The sequence below is a fragment of the Mesorhizobium sp. M1088 genome (assembly GCF_040318575.1).
Lineage (GTDB): Bacteria > Pseudomonadota > Alphaproteobacteria > Rhizobiales > Rhizobiaceae > Mesorhizobium.
Map to the genome: position 1 here is coordinate 152587 of NZ_JAMYMO010000010.1, position 17205 is coordinate 169791.

The following is a 17205-nucleotide window of genomic DNA, read 5'->3' on the forward strand; positions in this document are numbered from 1 at the left end:
GGCGGAGGAAAAGAGCTTTAGACCCGAGCCCACGGCCTCGCGCTGCGGCGACGCGGCGGGGACACCCTGTCCGCAAAGGGCGCTTTGACGCCACAGCGCCAGTGCTTATCGGGCTTGCAACAGATGGCAGCCGGCCTGGCGCTTTTGCGCGAGATACTCGTCGACAAGCTGGCGATAGCGAACTTTGCCGAAACTCGGGAAATGGCCGCCGTGCACGACCGAGACATCGAGATCGCGCATGCGCAGCAGCGTTTCGACATAATCGTCGATATCGGAGTGATAGACGTCGTCGATCAGCGGGCCGTCATAGATGATGTCGCCGGAAAACAGGATGCCCGTCCTGTTTTCGTAGAGCGCAATGCCGCCGGGTGAATGGCCGGGCGTGTGGATGACCTCGAAGGCACGGTCGCCGAGATCGACGATGTCGCCTTGCTCGAGCAACCGGCCGGCTGGTGCGGGCAGGATCCGGTAGCGCTTCGTGTCCCAGCCTTGCGGCATGCCGTCGAACATCTCGTCGGTGGCATAGCGGTCGGCAACCGTCCATTCGTTGCGCGGGTCGGCGAGAATTTCGGCCTCGGCCGGGTGGACGCAGCGGTCGGGAAATTCGTGATGGCAGCCGATATGATCGAAATGCGTGTGGCTGGCCACGCAGGTGAGCTTGCGCTGCGTGACCAGCGGCACGTGGCGGCGCAGGCTGAAATGGCCGAGGCCGGTGTCGAACAGAAGATCGCGGTCGCGGCCGCGCACATGCCAGATGTTGCAGCGGAAGAACGGCTTGATCCACGGCTCGTGGATCAGCGTCACGCCATCGCCCATGCGGATAGTTTCGTACCAGTTAGGAGCGTCGATGATTGGAAGCGTGCTCATGTTTGGTCCGCAAGCAGGATGATGTCGCCAGCATCGCACGATACCGCGACAACGTCGCCCGGCTGGACGGCCGATGCGGCCGCGACCTTGGCGATGAAGTGCAGCGCCGGGTCGGTCGTGGAGGTCCCCAGCACACGCTTGAAGCTGCCCTGGAAGACGACGTCGCTGACCTTGACCATGCCAAGCGCCACAGCACCGCCTGCAGCGCCGAGAACAAGATGCTCCGGGCGGATGGCCAGCGCAACGGCCAAGCCGGGCGGCAATGTGCCGGGCAGCGAGAGCGACCCAAGCTTCGTGGTGACGGTGATTTTGCCGCTCTTCGCCTCGGTCACCGTTCCCGATAACAGTGTGCTTTCGCCCATGAAAGTCGCGGAAAAGCGCGTCGCTGGCCGTGCATAGACGCGCTCGGGCGGTCCTTCGTCCTCGATGCGCCCGTCATTCATCACCACGCAATGATCGGCCAGCGCCATCGCCTCTTCCTGATCGTGAGTGACGTGGATGAAGGCGGTGCCGACGCGTTTCTGGATCGCCTTCAACTCGTCCTGCATCTGCCGGCGCAATTTCAGGTCGAGCGCGCCGAGCGGCTCGTCGAGCAACAGCACCGCCGGCTCGACCACCAGGGCGCGCGCCAGTGCCACGCGCTGCCGCTGACCGCCGGAAAGCTGGTGCGGCTTCTTGTCGAAGGCAGTGGCCAGCCCAACCAGCGCCAGCGCCTCGCGCGCCCTTGCTGCCCGGGTTGCGGCATCGACACCCCGCATGCGCAGGCCGAAGCCGACATTGCTGCCGACGCTCATATGCGGAAACAGCGCGTAGTCCTGGAACACGGTCGTCGTCGGCCGCTTCGCCGGTGGCACGGCAGTGCAGTCCTCGCCGCGGATCAGCACCTTGCCTTCGCTCGGCGTGACGAAGCCGCCGAGGATGGACAGAAGCGTCGTCTTGCCGGACCCGGACGGCCCGAGCAGGATCGTGTAGCTGCCAGGCTCGATCGTCAGCGAGACGTTCTTCAGCACGGTATGCTGGCCGAAGCGATGCGAGACGGAGCTTATATCGACCAGTGGCGCACTCATGCCGGCTTCCTCCGCAACAGCATCAGCTCGAACAATACCACCAGCACGATGGAGACGGCGAAGACCAGCGAGCCGACGGCGTTGGTCTTGGGATTGAGGCCGGAGCGCAGCAGGTTCCAGATCTCGACCGGCAGCGTCGTATCGAAGCGCGTCAACAGGAACGAGATGACGAATTCGTCCCAGGAGAAGGTCATCGACAGAAAGAAACCGGCGAAGATCGCCGGTGCCATGACAGGCACGGTGATCAGCAGCAGCACCTTCCATTCGGGCGCGCCGAGGTCGCGCGCGGCGCGCTCGATGTTGATCTGGTGGTCGCCCATCTGGCTGTAGACGATGGCAAAGCAGAGCGGCAGGTTGATCACGACGTGGCCGATTCCGGCGGCAGTGAGCGACTTCGGCACGCCGGCCCAGTTGAACAGCACCAGCAGCCCCATGCCGATGATGAGATAGCTGACGGTCAGTGGCAAGGTGATCAGCCCGCGCATCAGGCCCGAGCCCGGCAAAGCGAAGCGCGCAAAACCCCAGGCGGAGAGAAAGCCCAACGTGACGGCGGCAGCCGAGGAGACGACCGCCACCAGCAGCGAATTGACCAGAGCCGAAGTCAGCCGCGTGTCGGCGAGCACGGCCTCGTACCAGCGCAGCGACGGTCCGGTGAAGGGCGGGATCGGAAACGACGTCGCCTGCAGCGAAAACAGCACCAGAACGATGACCGGTAGAAAGATGAAGCCGTAGATTGCGATGGCGTAAAGGCCGGAGACGAGGCGGATGAGCGCGCGCATGGTCAGGCCCGCTCGATCTTCAGCCAGCGGGAGCAGGCGAGATAGGTAATGGTGACCACCGCCATCAGGATGATCGACAACGCCGAAGCGAGCGGAAAGTCGCCGCGCCGGCCGATCTGCATCATGACGAGCTGCGGCATCAAAAGCTCGTTGTTGCCGCCGAGGATCTGCGGCGTGATGTAGTCGCCGATGCACAGCACGAAGGTGAGGAAGGCGCCGACCATGATACCGGGGAGCGTCAGCGGCAGAACGACATGCAGGAAAGTCCGAACCGGCCCGGCGCCGAGGTCGGCGGCGGCCTTGCGATAACTGGGGCTAAGCTGCTTCAGATTGGCGAAGATCGTCAGCGTCAACAGCATGACGAAGAAATGCACGAAGCCGGTGATGGTGGCCAGCCGCGTATTGGCGAGCTGCAGCGGTTCGCTGGACAGGCCAGAGCCTGTCAGTGCGCGGTTGACGACGCCGTTTTGCGCCAGCACCAGCAGCCACGAATAGGAGCGCACGACATAGGAGGTCCAGAACGGCAGCACCGCCAGCATCAGCGCCAGCCGCTGCCAGCGCTCCGGCACCTGTTCGGCCAGGATCCAGGCAAAAGGATAGGCAAGCAGCACCGAGATCACGGTGACGATCGCTGTGACCTGCAGCGAGTTCACCATCGCCTGCCAGTAGGACGGATTGGCAAAGAACTGGCTGTAGTTGGACAGCGTGAAGCCGCCGCCTTCATGTGCCGTCAGGCTGGATACCGCCATGGCGACGAAGGGCAGCACAAAAAACACCAGCGTCCAGCCGAGCGCCGGCGCGACCAGCGCCCAGGGCAGGGCACGCCCACTGTTGACGGCGTTCACGACCGGCAGCCGGTCATTGCGCCTGCAGCATTTCGGTCCAGACGTCCTGCATCTTCTTGTCGAGGTCGGCGTTCGGCGCAGGATAGGACTGGGCGCGGGCGAGGAATTCCGGCTGCTCGTCGAAGCGCAGGATCTTCTTCTGCTCGTCGCTCAACGCCGCCTTGCTGTTGGCCGGCATGCCCCAATAGCAGGACGAGGTGGCGAGCCGCGCCTGGCCTTCGGGGCTCATAATGTACTGGATGAATTTAAGCGCCAGCTCCTTGTTCTTGGAATCCTTGAACATTGCCAGCGACTGCGACCACAGCACGGCGCCTTCTTTCGGGATCGAGAAGTCGAGGGCAGGGTTTTCCTTGGCCAGCCCCGCCGTCACCCATTCGCCGCCGCCGACCAGAATGTCGACCTCGCCGGTCGCCAGCGCCGTCTGGCTGGCGGTCACTTCGCCGACCAGCTTGGCATTGGCCTTCATTTTGAGCAGCTCTTCCTTGATGGCGGGAAGGTCGGCTTCGGTCAGGTCGGCGGTCTTTTTGCCGATCGCCAGTGCGGCCATGCCGATGACCGGCAGGTAATAATCGTAGATGGCGATCTTGCCCTTGTATTTGTCGCCGGTCAGCGCGGCAAGCGACTGCATGTCGGCCGGGTCGACCTTGGTCTTGTTGTAGCCGATCGTGTTGTAGCCGAACTTTTCGGTGATGCCGTAACGCTTGCCGTCGACGACGGTGGAGCTATCCATCTTCACCTGCGGAAACAGGTCAGCCAGCGGCAGCTTGTCTTCCGGTAGCGGCTCGAACAGGCCTTTTTCGACGCCGCGCGGTACGTCGATGCTGTCGATCACCATCACGTCCCAGTCGCCGGGCTGCGATTGTTCGACGATCGCTAGGCCGGCGCCCGTGCCTTCAAACTCCTTGACATTGACCTTGACGCCGTTCGCTTCCTCGAACGGCTGCAGCAGCGCCGGATCGGCGTGATCGCACCAGATCAGCGCGTTGAGATCCTGCGCCTGAGCGAGGCTGCCCGCCGCCAGCAGCAGTGCTGCCGCGGCACACGCGCCTTGGAGATGGCTCTTCAGAACGGAAAGCGGATTCCTGACGGTTGGATTGGGGGTCTTTGGATTGACGGACATCGAGTGTTCTCCCTTGCCTTTTTGGCTTGTAGGAAAAATTGAACCAATTCTAAAATTGAGTCAATTCTGTTTTTGTGGCAAACAGCCGTTATGAGCGGATTGCGGGCAAGGCAGAAGGCGGATCGGCACCGCCGCATCATCGAGGCGGCGGCGGCGCTTTTCCGCGATGCCGGTTATGAAGGCGCCAAGATCGAGACCATCGCGGCGCAGGCCGAAGTCTCGGTCGGTACCATCTACAATTACTACCAGAACAAGGGCGACATCCTCGGCGCCATCGTCTCGATGGAGGTCAACGAGGTGCTGAATGCCGGGCGCGGCGTCGTCGCCAACCCACCGGCCAATGTCGGCGACGCTCTCGATACGCTGCTCGGCATCTATATCGAGCACTCGCTGCATTATCTCAGCAAGGAGATGTGGCGGCAGGCGATGGCGATCTCGACGCAACTGCCCGACAGCCCGTTCGGCCAGGCCTATACGGGGCTGGACCGCGCCCTGACCGAGCAGATCCGCGCGCTGATCGTCCGCCTGCAGGCGCTCGGCCTGGTGCGTCGCGACATCGACGGGCCGGCACTCGGCGAACTCATCTTCAACAACATGAACATGATGTTCATCGAATTCGTGAAGCGCGAGGAGGCGAGGATTGCCGAACTGCGCACGGCGATACGCAGGCAGAACAGGATATTGGTGGCGGCGATTGCGACGTGAGGGGTGAAAAGCGAGCCCTGCGGTGACTGTCGGCCTCGGACCGACGATCGGACGCTAAAGCCTGGTCCGGTCGTACGGAGCGGCTAAAATCAACGACGCTAGGCCTCAGCCAAGATCAATCTCGATCGCACGCAGGCTTGCATGTCATAGACATTTCCCAAGCAGTACGCCTACCGTTCCCGATTGATCCGATTCTATTGTTAAAGATAGCAACCATCGTTGCGGACTGTCGTACATGATACCTGGAGGCATCGCGGACAAACTTGGAAATCGCTATGAAGCGAAATGGCTTGTTCGTTCCCTGATGGACGTGCTCAGCGGGAAGGCTGAATGGCTTCAATTCGAAAATATCGATACCGAATTCCACGGCTTCGAATTCGGCATAAGGAGGGATGGTCTCACTGAGTGGCATCAGACTAAGATATCGTCTCCAGGGGGAAATTGGGCAATCGGCGCCCTCGGTCGTGAAGGTATTTTGAGCGCTTTTGCGAACCGCTTATCCAAAGATGCCACCGCTCATTGTCATTTCGTTTCGCAAGATAACGCTGGCACCTTCCATAAGCTGACGGAAAAGGCTCGGTTAGCAAATGGCACGCGCCAATTCCTCGACGCCCTGTCGCAAGACCAAAACGACGCCTTTCAACAGCTCTTGGCAAAGTGGGCGACGACGTCGCCTGACACGGCGTATGAGTGGCTTCAGAGGAGCCATGTAGTAACAATTTCAGAAACAACCTTGGAGTGGACGATCCAGTCGTTCGGCGATCTTTATTTTTTGAATGGCGGAGCGAGTGCTTTTGCAAACCTGCGAGATATTGCCGAGAAAAATTTCAACAAGCTGCTGACAGGCGCATCACTGCGATCATTAATAAGGGAAAACGGCGTTCTGACAATCAAGGATTGGGCGCTTGATCCAACAATCGGAGAAAGGCTCAAAGAAGAAACGGAGGCATATCTTGGCACCTATGTGCCTTTTGGCGCTGGTGGGGAAGTGATCCAACGAAGCGAGAGTCACCTGTTGATCCAGGAAATTCTCGATCCCAACGGTGCAGAGCTAATATTGCTGACAGGCGTGGCGGGCTCCGGAAAATCCGGAATCGTCCGTTCCGCAATATCCGACTTGGTATCATTCGGGATTCCGCACCTAGCATTTCGGGTCGATCAATGCCTGCATTGTAGCACTAGGGAAGAACTCGGAAGGCACCTATTCGGCCGGGAAGAAGGTCCCGCGAGCACCTTGAAGGGTGCGTTTCCATCTACTCGATCTGTCCTGATTATAGATCAAGTTGACGCTATCAGCGAAGTCTCTGGCCGAGACGGAAAGGTCAAAGAGGTCATATTCCGGCTGATTGCCGATGCTCACAATTTTCAGAGTATCAAAGTCGTGGTGATTTGCAGGACCTTTGACCTCGAAAGTGATCCACGGCTGAAGCAGTTGAAGGAAGTGCGGCGAGCGAAGCAAATTGACGTCCCGCTCTTCAGTTGGGGCACTGATGTCGAGCCGATTTTAGTCTCAAAGAATGTCCCTGTTGATCAATTGAGCGGACCTCAGCGTCGCCTCCTGGAGCTTCCCATCAATCTCGCGGTTTTCTTGGAAATCGATGAGAAACATCTCGTTTTCCAATCTCGATCGGCTCTGCATGAAAAGTTGATTGAAAAGAAACAGCGGGTCATCTCCAAAACGCTTAGACCCGCATGGACGGTCGTACAGGCTCTTGGAGCGATGTGCGAATGGATGAGCAAGCGCCAGCAACTTGATGCCCCAATCTCGGTCCTCGACCCATTCCCAAGGGCCATAGATGTCCTGACCTCCGAGGGGCTTATCGTACTGTCGCGTGGCCGAGTGAATTTCTTTCACGAGAGTTTTTTCGATCATATCTTTGCACGATCTTTTGTCTTTCGCGAACAGCGCTTGGCCGACATGCTCCGCGAGACTGAACAGCATCTCTTCCGCCGGACTCAAGTCCGGCAAATTCTCGAGGCGCTTCGGCAGAATGATTTCTCGCGTTATGCGGATGAATTGTCATCGCTGCTGTTCGGTGAAAAGATCCGTTTTCACATCAAATTCGCCATTTGCCAGTGGCTAACGACCATCGAAACTCCGACCGACCGTGAGTTTGAAATCGTTCAAGATCTCGACACCTTACCGGATAAATACAACCAGCTGTTTCGCCGCGCGGTTCTATCGAGCCACGTTTGGTTTGATTTCCTCAGCGCGAAGCAATGGATTTATACAGAACTGGAATGCCGATCGGAAAAGCGCACGGATACTCTTCTTTGGTGGTTGTCCAGCATAGCAGGCGAGAGGCCGCGGGAAATTAGTGAACTGCTTCGCAGGTGGTGGGCCGGCGATGCTGCAAAAGCGGAGCAATTGGTAAGCTGGTTCGGATTTGTCCATCGGAAGCAATCCGACGATGATCTCCTTCAGCTTTGTTGCGATGTTGTCGCATCACACCCACTGGAGCTTTTCAAAGACCGCGGGCGTGATCGTATCACGATGCTACTTCACGTTTGGGGAGAAAAATCACCGGAGAAATGCGGGCAGCTAATTGAGGCCATTTTCGATGCCTGGTATGCCCAACATCCTGGTCAAAATCCATTTGATCGCGATCAGGAGAAAGTCATCGAAGGGTATTCATTGGAGGAGCTACTAAAGAAAGCTCCGAAAGCCCTTGCAATAGGTTTCACTGGCGCTTTGGCACGCGCTGTTGATTTGGTTATAGCTGAAGGGCGAGGCGGCTCAAGCTGGTATTCATTTAACTATAGAAGCTATTCAGGCAATCGCTTTGGCTTTGACCATTTTCTGGGGGTCTACGTCGCGGCCTTAAAGAAAGTGGCGGAGAAGGATCCATCCGACGCGGCCGAATTCCTAGCTCGGTTGGATCCGGATAAGCATGAGTGCTTCATGCATATCCACTTGGAAACCATCCAAGCAAATCCGACCGCTCTGGCCGAGCGACTGCCTAACCTCGTGGCCAACAAGCTTGCCTTTGAATCAGGCTGGCAGGGGGCCGATTGGATGTCGCTGGCTACAGCCTGCCGTGAAGTTTTTCCTCACCTTGTCGCTGATCAAAGGTGTCTAATTGAAGATCGTATCTCCCAGCAAAATGAAGAAATCGAACACGCGTCGCGGTTACTGCGTCGCATCAAAGAGGCAGGAGAGACCGGCCCGTTTTGGACAAGAGGGAGCGCACTTCATGCATTGAACCGCTCTGGCCACAAACGGTGGTGCATTCTGGAAACAATTGGAGAGGACCGCCTAAGCCAGACCAGCAGGCTACAGCTCTCACAACTCAGGAGGAAATTTCGCGGTTGGCAGGTCGATGAACCATCGCAAGTCGAAGCACATTTTGTTGGCTCTCCGATCAAACGACACAGTTGCGAACGCATGTCCGACCGTCACTGGCTTTCTGCCATTGAGCGTTATGACAATGATGAAGACAGGCGGCGCGGTCGGGGATTCGTCGATGGAGGAGCGAGGCAGTTGGCAGGCGAACTCCAGGAAGCAGCCAAGAAAAACCCCGAGCGATTTTCAGCGCTCCTGCTGCAAATTCCTGAAGCCGCCCATAAGAGCTACGCCGGACACATATTGTCAGGTTTGGCCGACGCGGAGAACGCGTTGGACGAATGGTTGATCACCGCTATTCGTCATGCACATCAGCTCGACGGAAGGCCATACGGCAATGAAATCGCCCGTCTCCTCATCAATCATCCGCACTTAGCTGCAACGTCGGATATCGCAGATGCCTTGATCTGGTATGCCATGTATGGCGAAGCCAGCGAGAGTGAAGATGCCGACACAACTAGCGTCGCGCGTGAAACGCTGACCATCGATCATTTGATTCAACGGGGCGGCGGACTTCATATCCGAGGCCTCAACGGCGTGCGCGGTTGGACTTGGGAGGCGTTGGGAGTCGTTCTCTGGCACGTGCCGAAACTTGAGTCCGCAGTTTGGCATGCTTTGGACATCGCCGTTGAGCAAGAAATGCTCATTGGCGTACGCTGCTGCATGATGAAACCGCTGACGCCTTTGTTCAATGCAGACAAAAATCGATTTGAATCGACACTAAGAAAGCTCGTGGGAATAGCTTCTGGTTCACCTATTGAGACCCATATAAATCGCCTTGCGCCCCTTGTTACCCATACGGGTGTCAGCCTGTTCCCCTATGTACTGAGTTGGTTACCTGAGTTGGGCAGAGAGCTCATTTCGCACCTTCTGGGAAGCGGGGATCGGACCAAAGAACTCATAGCGGCCTGGTTCGTTTTCGGTGAAAGCTTCCGGCACCCAGAATTCTCGCAAGATGCGGACGACCTGAGTGCGAAGAGCGTTGACCATAGAAGGTTGATGGCAGACGTCGCTGGAGACGTGCTGACATGGGCGGAACATGCTAATCGCGCCGATATTTTGTTGAGGCGTTTCTTTTCTGACGAAGACAAAGAAGTCCGCAGCCAAGCGGCTGACGCGTTCCGGCGCATTAACCCTGATGAAGTCGCGCGATACCGTGATCTAACCCGCGAGTTTTTACGATCTCCGGCATACGCGGACAGCGGTTTTGCGGTGCTTCACATGCTCGAAGGCGCGACCTGTGATGTCCTCGACCTAGTTGTGGAAGCAGCAGGGCAAACAATAATCGATCTCTCGAAAAATGGTAATCAAAATGGAAGACGGGGCACCGACGTTCATCGTCTGCAGGATATGTTGAAACGAGAGTATGTCTCGTCAGAGAAAAGTCCGGAGGCAAGGACGAAGATCCTTGATATGATCGACCTGATGCTGTCCCGTGAAATCCACGGCGCTGAGAGCATCGTTTCCGCTCACGATCGATGGTAAAGCAATGTTGCCGTAGCTTCATTCCGATACGTCCAGAACAAGGGCGACATCCTCGGCGCCATCGTCTCGATGGAGGTCAACGAGGTGCTCAATGCCGGGCGCGGCGTCGTCGTCAACCCGCCGGCCAATGTCGGCGACGCTCTCGATACGCTGCTCGGCATCTATATCGAGCATTCGCTGCATTATCTCAGCAAGGAGATGTGGCGGCAGGCGATGGCGATCTCGACGCAACTGCCCGACAGCCCGTTCGGCCAGGCCTATACCGCGCTAGACCGCGCCCTGACCGAGCAGATCCGATCGCCAGGCTACAGGCGCTCGGCCTGATGCGCCGCGACATCGACGGGCCGGCGCTCGGCGAACTCATCTTCAACAACATGAACATGATGTTCATCGAATTCGTGAAGCGCGAGGAGGCGAGGATTGCCGAGCTGCGCGCTGCAATACGCCGGCAAAACAGGATATTGGTGGCGGCGATCGGAGTGTAAGAAGATCAAGGGCGAGTTGGGCCTGCAACACAAATCGCCGCAGCCGGAGCATCGCCTACCGGTTGATCAGCCATAGAATGGCCGAGAGCACGATGCTGACCAGTATCCCCGTGGTGATAGGGACATAAAGCCTGAAGTTCTCACGCTCGATCACGATATCGCCGGGCAGCCTGCCAAGGCCGGTCCGAGCCAACCAAGGCCACAGCAGGCCTATGGCAACTATGCTGAGACCAACCACGATCAGAGTTCGCGACATGGCAGCATCCTGCCGACAAAAAATGCCGAACGCCTAGTATGGACCCGGATCACCCAGCCGTTAGGCCTGCTCGAGCGAGGATTTCAGGAGCCGGCATGACATGCCCGTGCGGCTTGCAGTAGACGGGGTCGATCGCGTGATAGCCAAGCAGATGGCCGAGTGGCGCCAGGATCCCCAGCGCCACTCGCTGAATCGCAGGTGGCGGGTGCGTGAAGACGATCACGTCGGCAAATTCCCTGGCGATGACTGCTGCCTGAAGCGGCGAAGGTCTACCTTTTCTGTCTACCTTGCCGGCATTGGCCAAGCCGAAGAGCATGCCGATCAGCAGCTCGAAACGGTTCGGGTCGACATTGTCCGCACCTGGCGCCCGGTCGACTTCGACCAGGACATGCGCTTCTTCGGTTTTGCTGCTGTTCCACCAATCATGTGCGACGCCTGCTTCGACCGTGGCGGATTGGCCAGGCTCCAGGGACAAAGTCTTCCCGGCGATGCAAGCGTCGAGACGGCCACGGAGGACGGTAAACCGTTCCGTCAGGTTCGGGTGGAAGTGCTCGCCCACCACTGCGGCTCCCGGCCGGGCGGTCAGATGAGCGATGCCAGGTCCCTGGCCGCGGTCTTCGGTGCCACGCAGGATGACCGCATATTCGCCGGTCACCTTGTTCTCGTAGACATCTCCACAGCGTGACATGGATCGGTTCCGGAGTTTCAGAGCACCACTGCCCGGCAACTCTATCGTCAACGGCTTGGTCGTTCAACGACGCTCCAACGGGCGATTGCGGAAACACCAGTTTCCGGCTCTTCGTCAACGCGGGCGATCAGCGCTCTACCGAACATGCTTAGGCGGCCGCGCTCGCGGAAACGGCACGACCGTCAGTGGCGCCTTGCGGAATTCCGCGATGGCTATTTCTTCAATCAGCGCGTCGAGGGCCTCGTTGACGCGTCGGCTCGTTTCATCCGCGCCGCAGAGGCGGTTTTGTGCGCACTCCAAAAGCTCGCGCGCCGCGGCGAAATCACTTCGCATGACAACACCCTTTGGTTTTTGGCCCGCCGCACCGACATTGTCGGCGCGCTTAATTGAGCGAGTGCTAATATACATAGGAGCAATTTAATCGAATGGTACGAGATGGCCGAGGCCGGGAGAGAGGGCCGAAATGACGGCTCTGCAACGGCGAAGTCACGCCCGGGCTCAGCGTCTCTAGATATGAGATGCTAACTCGTTGTCTGGCGACAGATTTTGCCAGCAATTTCACGGAAGTTTCTGGTGACCCGACGAGGACGGTCCCGACACGTACGCCCCTAATACGATCTTGGGCGGCTTATATATTCTCTGGCGGCGGCAATCTGGCGCCGGTGCTCGCGGAGGAAGGCTGCGCCGAAACAAATGGCAAAGGCCAGTACTGAAAGGCTTGTCGTTGCTCTTGATGTTGGATCGGGATCGGGACTTAGCAGGAAACGGAAACCGAACGCGAAGGCGAAGACGATAAATCCGCCAAATATGCCGTTGATGAAGGGGGCGGTCGTGCGTTTCTGCTCCAACGAAGACTCCTAGGTTTTCCGCTAGGGAACTATGGTTTCCGCCAGGGAATATATGCGTTGAAGCTGATGTGCTACCGATCCTGACGGCCCCGGCCTGTGGATATCGGGGATGAGCAGATATCAAGCGCCCCGGAGGTCTCAAGAAGCCCGTACTGGTGCCCCCGGACGGGATCGAACCGCCGACCTTCGGTTTACAAAACCGCTGCTCTACCAGCTGAGCTACAAGGGCACGGCGCTTCGGTTACCATATTTGATGCGCCAGTAAAGACAAAACTCCGTTTTTCGGTTCCCGGCGAACGCGCCGGTTCTGCCGCCGGGGCGTCCTGAAAACGGCCAATTCGCTTCCTATATTGATGGAAGGTGCAATCGCATCAGCGAGGCTGTCGCATGATCAGGTTTGTCATCATTCTCCCGCTCGTCGTCGTGGCCTGGGTTCTCCTGGTGAAGCTCGTCAAGGATCTGAAGCGCGCCAATATCGACTGGACCGGCGTCACCACCATCATAGGCTTCATCGCGCTCGCCTTCTGGCTTCGCCACATCACCGGGATGGGGTGAGGCCTGCCGGTTGTTCCGGTGAACTGTCGACGGCGCGACCATTCGTGGTCGCGCATCAGACCGCGCGATTTCGCCCGCCGAGAAAAAATCCAAAAGGACCTTCGAACCTTTTTCCTTGTCGCGACGACTGATGGTCAAGAGGCGGTTGGATCGCCTCCCACAACAAGGAGATCGTCATGTTCAAGCGCACCATCATTTCCGGCCTCGTCGCCACCACTGTCGCCGCCGCCATGCTGGTCGGCACCGTTCAGCCGTCGGCCGCCCATCACAAGCACAAGCACCTCGGCATCGGCATTGCCGCAGGTGTCGGCGGCTTCCTGCTCGGCAGCGCGCTGGCCCAGCCGCGCACCGTCTATATCGAGGAAGACGGCGGCTCGTGGCACGTCCGGCGCTGCCTCAATCGCTACCAGAGCTACGACCCGTACTCGGACACCTATGTCGGCTACGACGGCTATCGCCATCGCTGCTGGCTTTGAGGGCCACGATGCCAGCTTGGGAGGACGTGACCGTTTCATGCAACCGGAAGGGCGCCCCACTGGCCCTTTTTCTGTTGTTCGGCGATAGGCTTCCTGTCGAAATCGACTGACTATCAGTGTCGGCGCTGCCCCTCATCTGCCTGCCGGCATCTTCTCCCCGTATAGTGACAGGGAGAAGGGACGCTCTCGGCGATGATTTCGCCAGTCTCCAGCGCTGCAAGAGGGCGCCAAGGTCGCGGTCAGCTTCTTTCTCCCCGTCACTATGCGGGGAGAAATGCCCGGTAGGCCAATGAGGGGCAGCGCCAGCTTCAGTCTCCAAGCAATTTAGCTATCATTTGTCTCTGATTTCACCAGGAACCCGGCAGTATACAGCGATTTCCCAACAGCCTAGTCTGCACCGATAGCGAAACAGGGAGAGGGCGCTTGGGCGAGCAAGATCCGAACGAAGAGCCGATCGAGACAATTTTCCGCAACGGCACGATCACCACCGTCGGCATCCTGCTGGCGTTCTCGCTGGGCTTCATCACGCATTGGGCCGCCAACCCGATACCATGGGAAATCTATCACCTGGCCGCCGTCGCGCCGATTTTGATCGGCATTGCCCTGCAGATACGAGCGCTGCGGTTGCTGCTCGACTTAACGTCTCTACAACGGCGCGTTTATGAACGCGCCAATCGTATCTTCATTGCCGGCCTAATCTTCACCGCCTGCGGAGTTGGGCTGGCGATGCTGCTTGATTTCTACGACCTATCGACCAAGAGCGCGGTGCCCGGGGCCTAGCTTTGGCCATCCTGGCAGATGTCGCACCATTCGACGCTGGTCAGCGCAGCCATGCGCTCGGTTCGCTGCGAAGACCGGGAGGGGTCGGCAGCCCGCCGATCATCCTTGTCACCTTCGCCGCCGCATCGTGCACAAGCGGGCCGATCTCGGCCAGCCGTTCCGGCGTTACCCGCACCGTCGGCCCGGAAACCGAAACGCCGCCGATCGGCTCGCCGAACTCATTGAAGATGGCGGCGGCAACGCAGCGCATGCCCGGATGCCGCTCCTCGTCGTCTACCGACCAGCCGCGCAGCTTGATCGTCACCAGGTCGCGGGCGAGCGCCGGGATATCGGACAGCGTGTTTTCGGTGAAGCGCTCCAGCCCGGCCCGGCGCAGGATGGTGGCGACGCGTTCCGGCTCGAGATGCGCCAGCACTGCCTTGCCGATGCCCGAGGCATGGAAGGAGCTGCGCGTGCCCGGCCGGAAAAAGGCGCGGATCGCCTGATGCGTCTCGACCTGGCTGACAAAGACGACGCAATCGTCCTCGGCGACGCCGAGATTGGCGGTCTCGCCGGTCTTCTCCATCAATTCCTGCATGACGATACGGGCGCGGTCGACCAGCTTGCGGCGGCGCAGGAACGCCGCGCCCATGCGATAGGTCTCGACGCCGATCGACCACAGCTGGTCGGTACCGTCGAACTCGACCATGCCGTGGTTCTCCAGCGTCGTCAGCATGCGGTAGGCGGTGGATGCCGGCAGACCGGAACTGGCGGCGATCTCGCTCAGCGACAGGCCGCTGCCATCGGCAACGATTGCCAGGATGCGCAGTGCCCGGTCCAGCGACTGCACCGAAGCGGCCTCGGACGGTCCGTTGAAGGCGCGCGGCCGGCCGCGCTGGCGTTTTTCGGTGGTTTCCATCGGGCCATTCTTCGCTCTGTTCGCCCAGCAAGGCAATGAAAAAGTTTTTCACCGATTTGCGAAGCGAATTCGTGGAAAACAAAAAGGCCAATCAATTCAACCAACAAGAGTTGTTTTCTAGAAATGGAAAAATATTCTGAAAAAATTGAAAAATCATTAGGGCGCTGGCATCATCGGCTATCAACAATTCCGTGGAGGCTGACATGGCCAGGATGCGCGCAGTCGACGCAGCGGTTCTCGTTCTCGAAAAGGAAGGCATCTCCTGTGCCTTCGGCGTGCCGGGTGCTGCGATCAACCCGCTCTACTCGGCGCTGAAGGCGAGGGGCAGTATCCGCCACATCCTTGCGCGGCACGTCGAGGCGGCTTCGCATATGGCCGAAGGGTTTACCCGCGCCAGATCGGGCAATATCGGTCTGTGCGTCGGCACTTCGGGTCCGGCCGGCACCGACATGATCACCGGCCTCTATTCGGCCGCTGCCGATTCAATTCCCATCCTCTGCATCACCGGGCAGGCGCCGCGCGCGCGTCTCAACAAGGAGGATTTTCAGGCCGTCGACATTGCGGCGATCGCCGCACCCGTCGCCAAATGGGCGGTCACCGTCATGGAACCCTATCTGGTGCCGATGGCGCTGCAGAAAGCGTTCCATCTGATGCGCTCGTCGCGGCCGGGGCCGGTGCTGATCGATTTGCCTGTCGATGTGCAACTGACCGAGATCGAGTTCGACATCGATGCCTACGAGCCGCTGGTGCCGTTCAAGCCGGCAATGTCGCGCGCCCAGGCCGAGAAGGCGTTGACGATGCTGAACGCGGCGGAAAAGCCTGTCATCGTCGCCGGCGGCGGCATCATCAACGCCGACGCGTCCGATCTGCTGATCGAGTTCGCCGAGGTCGCCGGCGTGCCTGTCATTCCGACGCTGATGGGCTGGGGCGCGATCCCCGACGACCACCGCCTGATGGCCGGCATGTGCGGGCTGCAGACCTCGCACCGCTATGGCAACGCGACGATGCTCGAAGCCGACTTTGTCTTCGGCATCGGCAACCGCTGGGCCAACCGCCACACCGGTTCGGTCGACGTCTACACCAAGGGCAAGAAATTCATTCACGTCGATATCGAGCCGACGCAGATCGGCCGGGTCTTCGCACCGGACCTTGGCGTCGTCTCAGATGCTGGTGCGGCGCTTAAGATGCTGCTCGACGTCGCCACCGAGTGGAGGACGGCCGGAAAATTGCGCGACTGGTCGGGCTGGGTCGGCGAATGCCGGCAGCGCAAGAAGACAATGAAGCGCAAGACGCATTTCGACCAGGTGCCGCTGAAGCCGCAGCGCGTCTACGAGGAGATGAACAAGGCGTTCGGCCGCGACACCACCTATGTCACCACGATCGGCCTGTCCCAGATCGCCGGTGCGCAGTTCCTGCATGTCTACAAGCCACGCAACTGGATCAATTGCGGCCAGGCCGGCCCGCTCGGCTGGACGCTGCCGGCAGCACTCGGCGTTCGGGCCGCCGATCCGGACCGCACTATCGTGGCGCTGTCCGGCGACTATGATTTCCAGTTCATGATCGAGGAACTGGCAGCCGGTGCGCAGCACAGATTACCCTACATCCATGTCGTCGTGAACAACGCCTATCTCGGCCTGATCCGCCAGGCGCAGCGCGGCTTTTCGATGGATTTCGAGGTCAGCCTGGCCTTCGAGAACGTCAATCGACAGGGCGATGCCGAAGCTGGCTATGGCGTCGACCACCTCGCCGTCGCCGAGGCGATGGGCTGCAAGGCGGTCCGGGTGCGCCGGCCGGAGGAATTCGCCGGCGCGTTCAAGGAGGCGCAGCGCCTGATGAACGAGCACCGGGTTCCGGTGGTGCTCGAATTCATCCTCGAGCGCGTCACCAACGTTTCGATGGGTACTGAAATCGACAAGATCACCGAATTCGAGGAGCTAGCCGAACATCACGAAGATGCCCCCACGGCGATCGTCATGCTCGACTAAGCCGCATATGAGGAACTACTGCC

General features: G+C 59.3%; 18 protein-coding genes and 1 tRNA gene. 8 read left to right on the forward strand and 11 right to left on the reverse strand.

Annotated features, from left to right (window positions below; translation table 11 throughout):
- Positions 1-105: 105 nt before the first annotated feature.
- Genes NKH49_RS15605 through NKH49_RS15625 form a run of 5 tightly spaced genes read right to left on the reverse strand, consistent with a single transcriptional unit; the run spans position 106 to position 4678 of the window.
- A complete protein-coding gene (locus NKH49_RS15605; RefSeq protein WP_352926551.1) occupies positions 106-867 on the reverse strand; it encodes an MBL fold metallo-hydrolase in 762 nt (253 codons plus the stop codon).
- Positions 864-1934 (reverse strand): ABC transporter ATP-binding protein, encoded by a 1071-nt coding sequence (locus NKH49_RS15610; protein WP_352614188.1) that lies wholly within the window; start codon positions 1932-1934, stop codon positions 864-866. Before NKH49_RS15610 ends, NKH49_RS15605 begins: the two co-directional genes overlap by 4 nt.
- Complete coding sequence (locus NKH49_RS15615; protein WP_352501653.1) at positions 1931-2713, reverse strand: ABC transporter permease; 783 nt, start codon at positions 2711-2713, stop codon at positions 1931-1933. Before NKH49_RS15615 ends, NKH49_RS15610 begins: the two co-directional genes overlap by 4 nt.
- Positions 2714-2715: 2 nt before the next feature.
- Complete coding sequence (locus NKH49_RS15620; RefSeq protein WP_352926554.1) at positions 2716-3558, reverse strand: ABC transporter permease; 843 nt, start codon at positions 3556-3558, stop codon at positions 2716-2718.
- 13 nt (positions 3559-3571) lie between these two features.
- Positions 3572-4678, reverse strand: coding sequence for a polyamine ABC transporter substrate-binding protein (locus tag NKH49_RS15625; RefSeq protein ID WP_352819756.1), 1107 nt, complete (start codon positions 4676-4678; stop codon positions 3572-3574).
- Positions 4679-4768: 90 nt separating this feature from the next.
- Between NKH49_RS15625 and NKH49_RS15630 the strand changes: the two genes are divergently transcribed.
- The 4 genes from NKH49_RS15630 (at position 4769) to NKH49_RS15645 (ending at position 10696) form a co-directional block, all read left to right on the forward strand.
- A complete protein-coding gene (locus NKH49_RS15630; RefSeq protein ID WP_352819396.1) occupies positions 4769-5383 on the forward strand; it encodes a TetR/AcrR family transcriptional regulator in 615 nt (204 codons plus the stop codon).
- Positions 5384-5618: 235 nt separating this feature from the next.
- Positions 5619-10211 (forward strand): AAA family ATPase, encoded by a 4593-nt coding sequence (locus tag NKH49_RS15635; RefSeq protein ID WP_352819398.1) that lies wholly within the window; start codon positions 5619-5621, stop codon positions 10209-10211.
- A gap of 69 nt (positions 10212-10280) precedes the next feature.
- A complete protein-coding gene (locus NKH49_RS15640; protein WP_352926558.1) occupies positions 10281-10535 on the forward strand; it encodes a hypothetical protein in 255 nt (84 codons plus the stop codon).
- Positions 10535-10696: a hypothetical protein gene (locus tag NKH49_RS15645; protein ID WP_352819663.1), complete on the forward strand. Its 162-nt coding sequence runs from the start codon at positions 10535-10537 to the stop codon at positions 10694-10696. The genes NKH49_RS15640 and NKH49_RS15645 overlap by 1 nt, the downstream gene beginning before the upstream one ends.
- Positions 10697-10751: 55 nt before the next feature.
- On the opposite strand, the gene NKH49_RS15650 is transcribed toward NKH49_RS15645, so the two are convergent.
- The 5 genes from NKH49_RS15650 to NKH49_RS15670 all read right to left on the reverse strand — a co-directional run bounded on the left by NKH49_RS15650 (position 10752) and on the right by NKH49_RS15670 (position 12717).
- Positions 10752-10952: a DUF2905 domain-containing protein gene (locus tag NKH49_RS15650; RefSeq protein ID WP_023679908.1), complete on the reverse strand. Its 201-nt coding sequence runs from the start codon at positions 10950-10952 to the stop codon at positions 10752-10754.
- Between the two features lie 49 nt (positions 10953-11001).
- Positions 11002-11640, reverse strand: a complete 639-nt coding sequence (locus NKH49_RS15655) for a cupin domain-containing protein (protein WP_352819665.1) — start codon at positions 11638-11640, stop codon at positions 11002-11004.
- 135 nt (positions 11641-11775) lie between these two features.
- Complete coding sequence (locus NKH49_RS15660; protein WP_084641813.1) at positions 11776-11973, reverse strand: hypothetical protein; 198 nt, start codon at positions 11971-11973, stop codon at positions 11776-11778.
- Positions 11974-12248: 275 nt separating this feature from the next.
- On the reverse strand, positions 12249-12488 hold the full coding sequence (locus tag NKH49_RS15665) for a hypothetical protein (RefSeq protein WP_156937488.1): 240 nt from the start codon (positions 12486-12488) through the stop codon (positions 12249-12251).
- Positions 12489-12641: 153 nt separating this feature from the next.
- Positions 12642-12717: transfer RNA gene (locus NKH49_RS15670), tRNA-Thr, on the reverse strand.
- A 158-nt stretch (positions 12718-12875) separates the two neighbouring features.
- Here NKH49_RS15670 and NKH49_RS15675 point away from each other — a divergent pair.
- The 3 genes from NKH49_RS15675 (at position 12876) to NKH49_RS15685 (ending at position 14299) form a co-directional block, all read left to right on the forward strand.
- The gene (locus NKH49_RS15675; RefSeq protein WP_292661863.1) at positions 12876-13043 is read left to right on the forward strand and encodes a hypothetical protein; all 168 of its coding nucleotides are present in this window, start codon (positions 12876-12878) and stop codon (positions 13041-13043) included.
- A gap of 176 nt (positions 13044-13219) precedes the next feature.
- Positions 13220-13519 carry a BA14K family protein gene (locus NKH49_RS15680; protein WP_352766692.1) on the forward strand — a complete coding sequence of 100 codons (300 nt, stop codon included), beginning with the start codon at positions 13220-13222 and terminating at the stop codon, positions 13517-13519.
- Between the two features lie 423 nt (positions 13520-13942).
- Positions 13943-14299, forward strand: coding sequence for a hypothetical protein (locus NKH49_RS15685; protein WP_352685048.1), 357 nt, complete (start codon positions 13943-13945; stop codon positions 14297-14299).
- Between the two features lie 40 nt (positions 14300-14339).
- On the opposite strand, the gene bhcR is transcribed toward NKH49_RS15685, so the two are convergent.
- A complete protein-coding gene (bhcR, locus tag NKH49_RS15690; RefSeq protein ID WP_352926563.1) occupies positions 14340-15197 on the reverse strand; it encodes an HTH-type transcriptional regulator BhcR in 858 nt (285 codons plus the stop codon).
- 203 nt (positions 15198-15400) lie between these two features.
- Between bhcR and gcl the strand changes: the two genes are divergently transcribed.
- Positions 15401-17182 carry a glyoxylate carboligase gene (gcl, locus tag NKH49_RS15695; protein WP_352926566.1) on the forward strand — a complete coding sequence of 594 codons (1782 nt, stop codon included), beginning with the start codon at positions 15401-15403 and terminating at the stop codon, positions 17180-17182.
- Positions 17183-17205 lie beyond the last annotated feature (23 nt).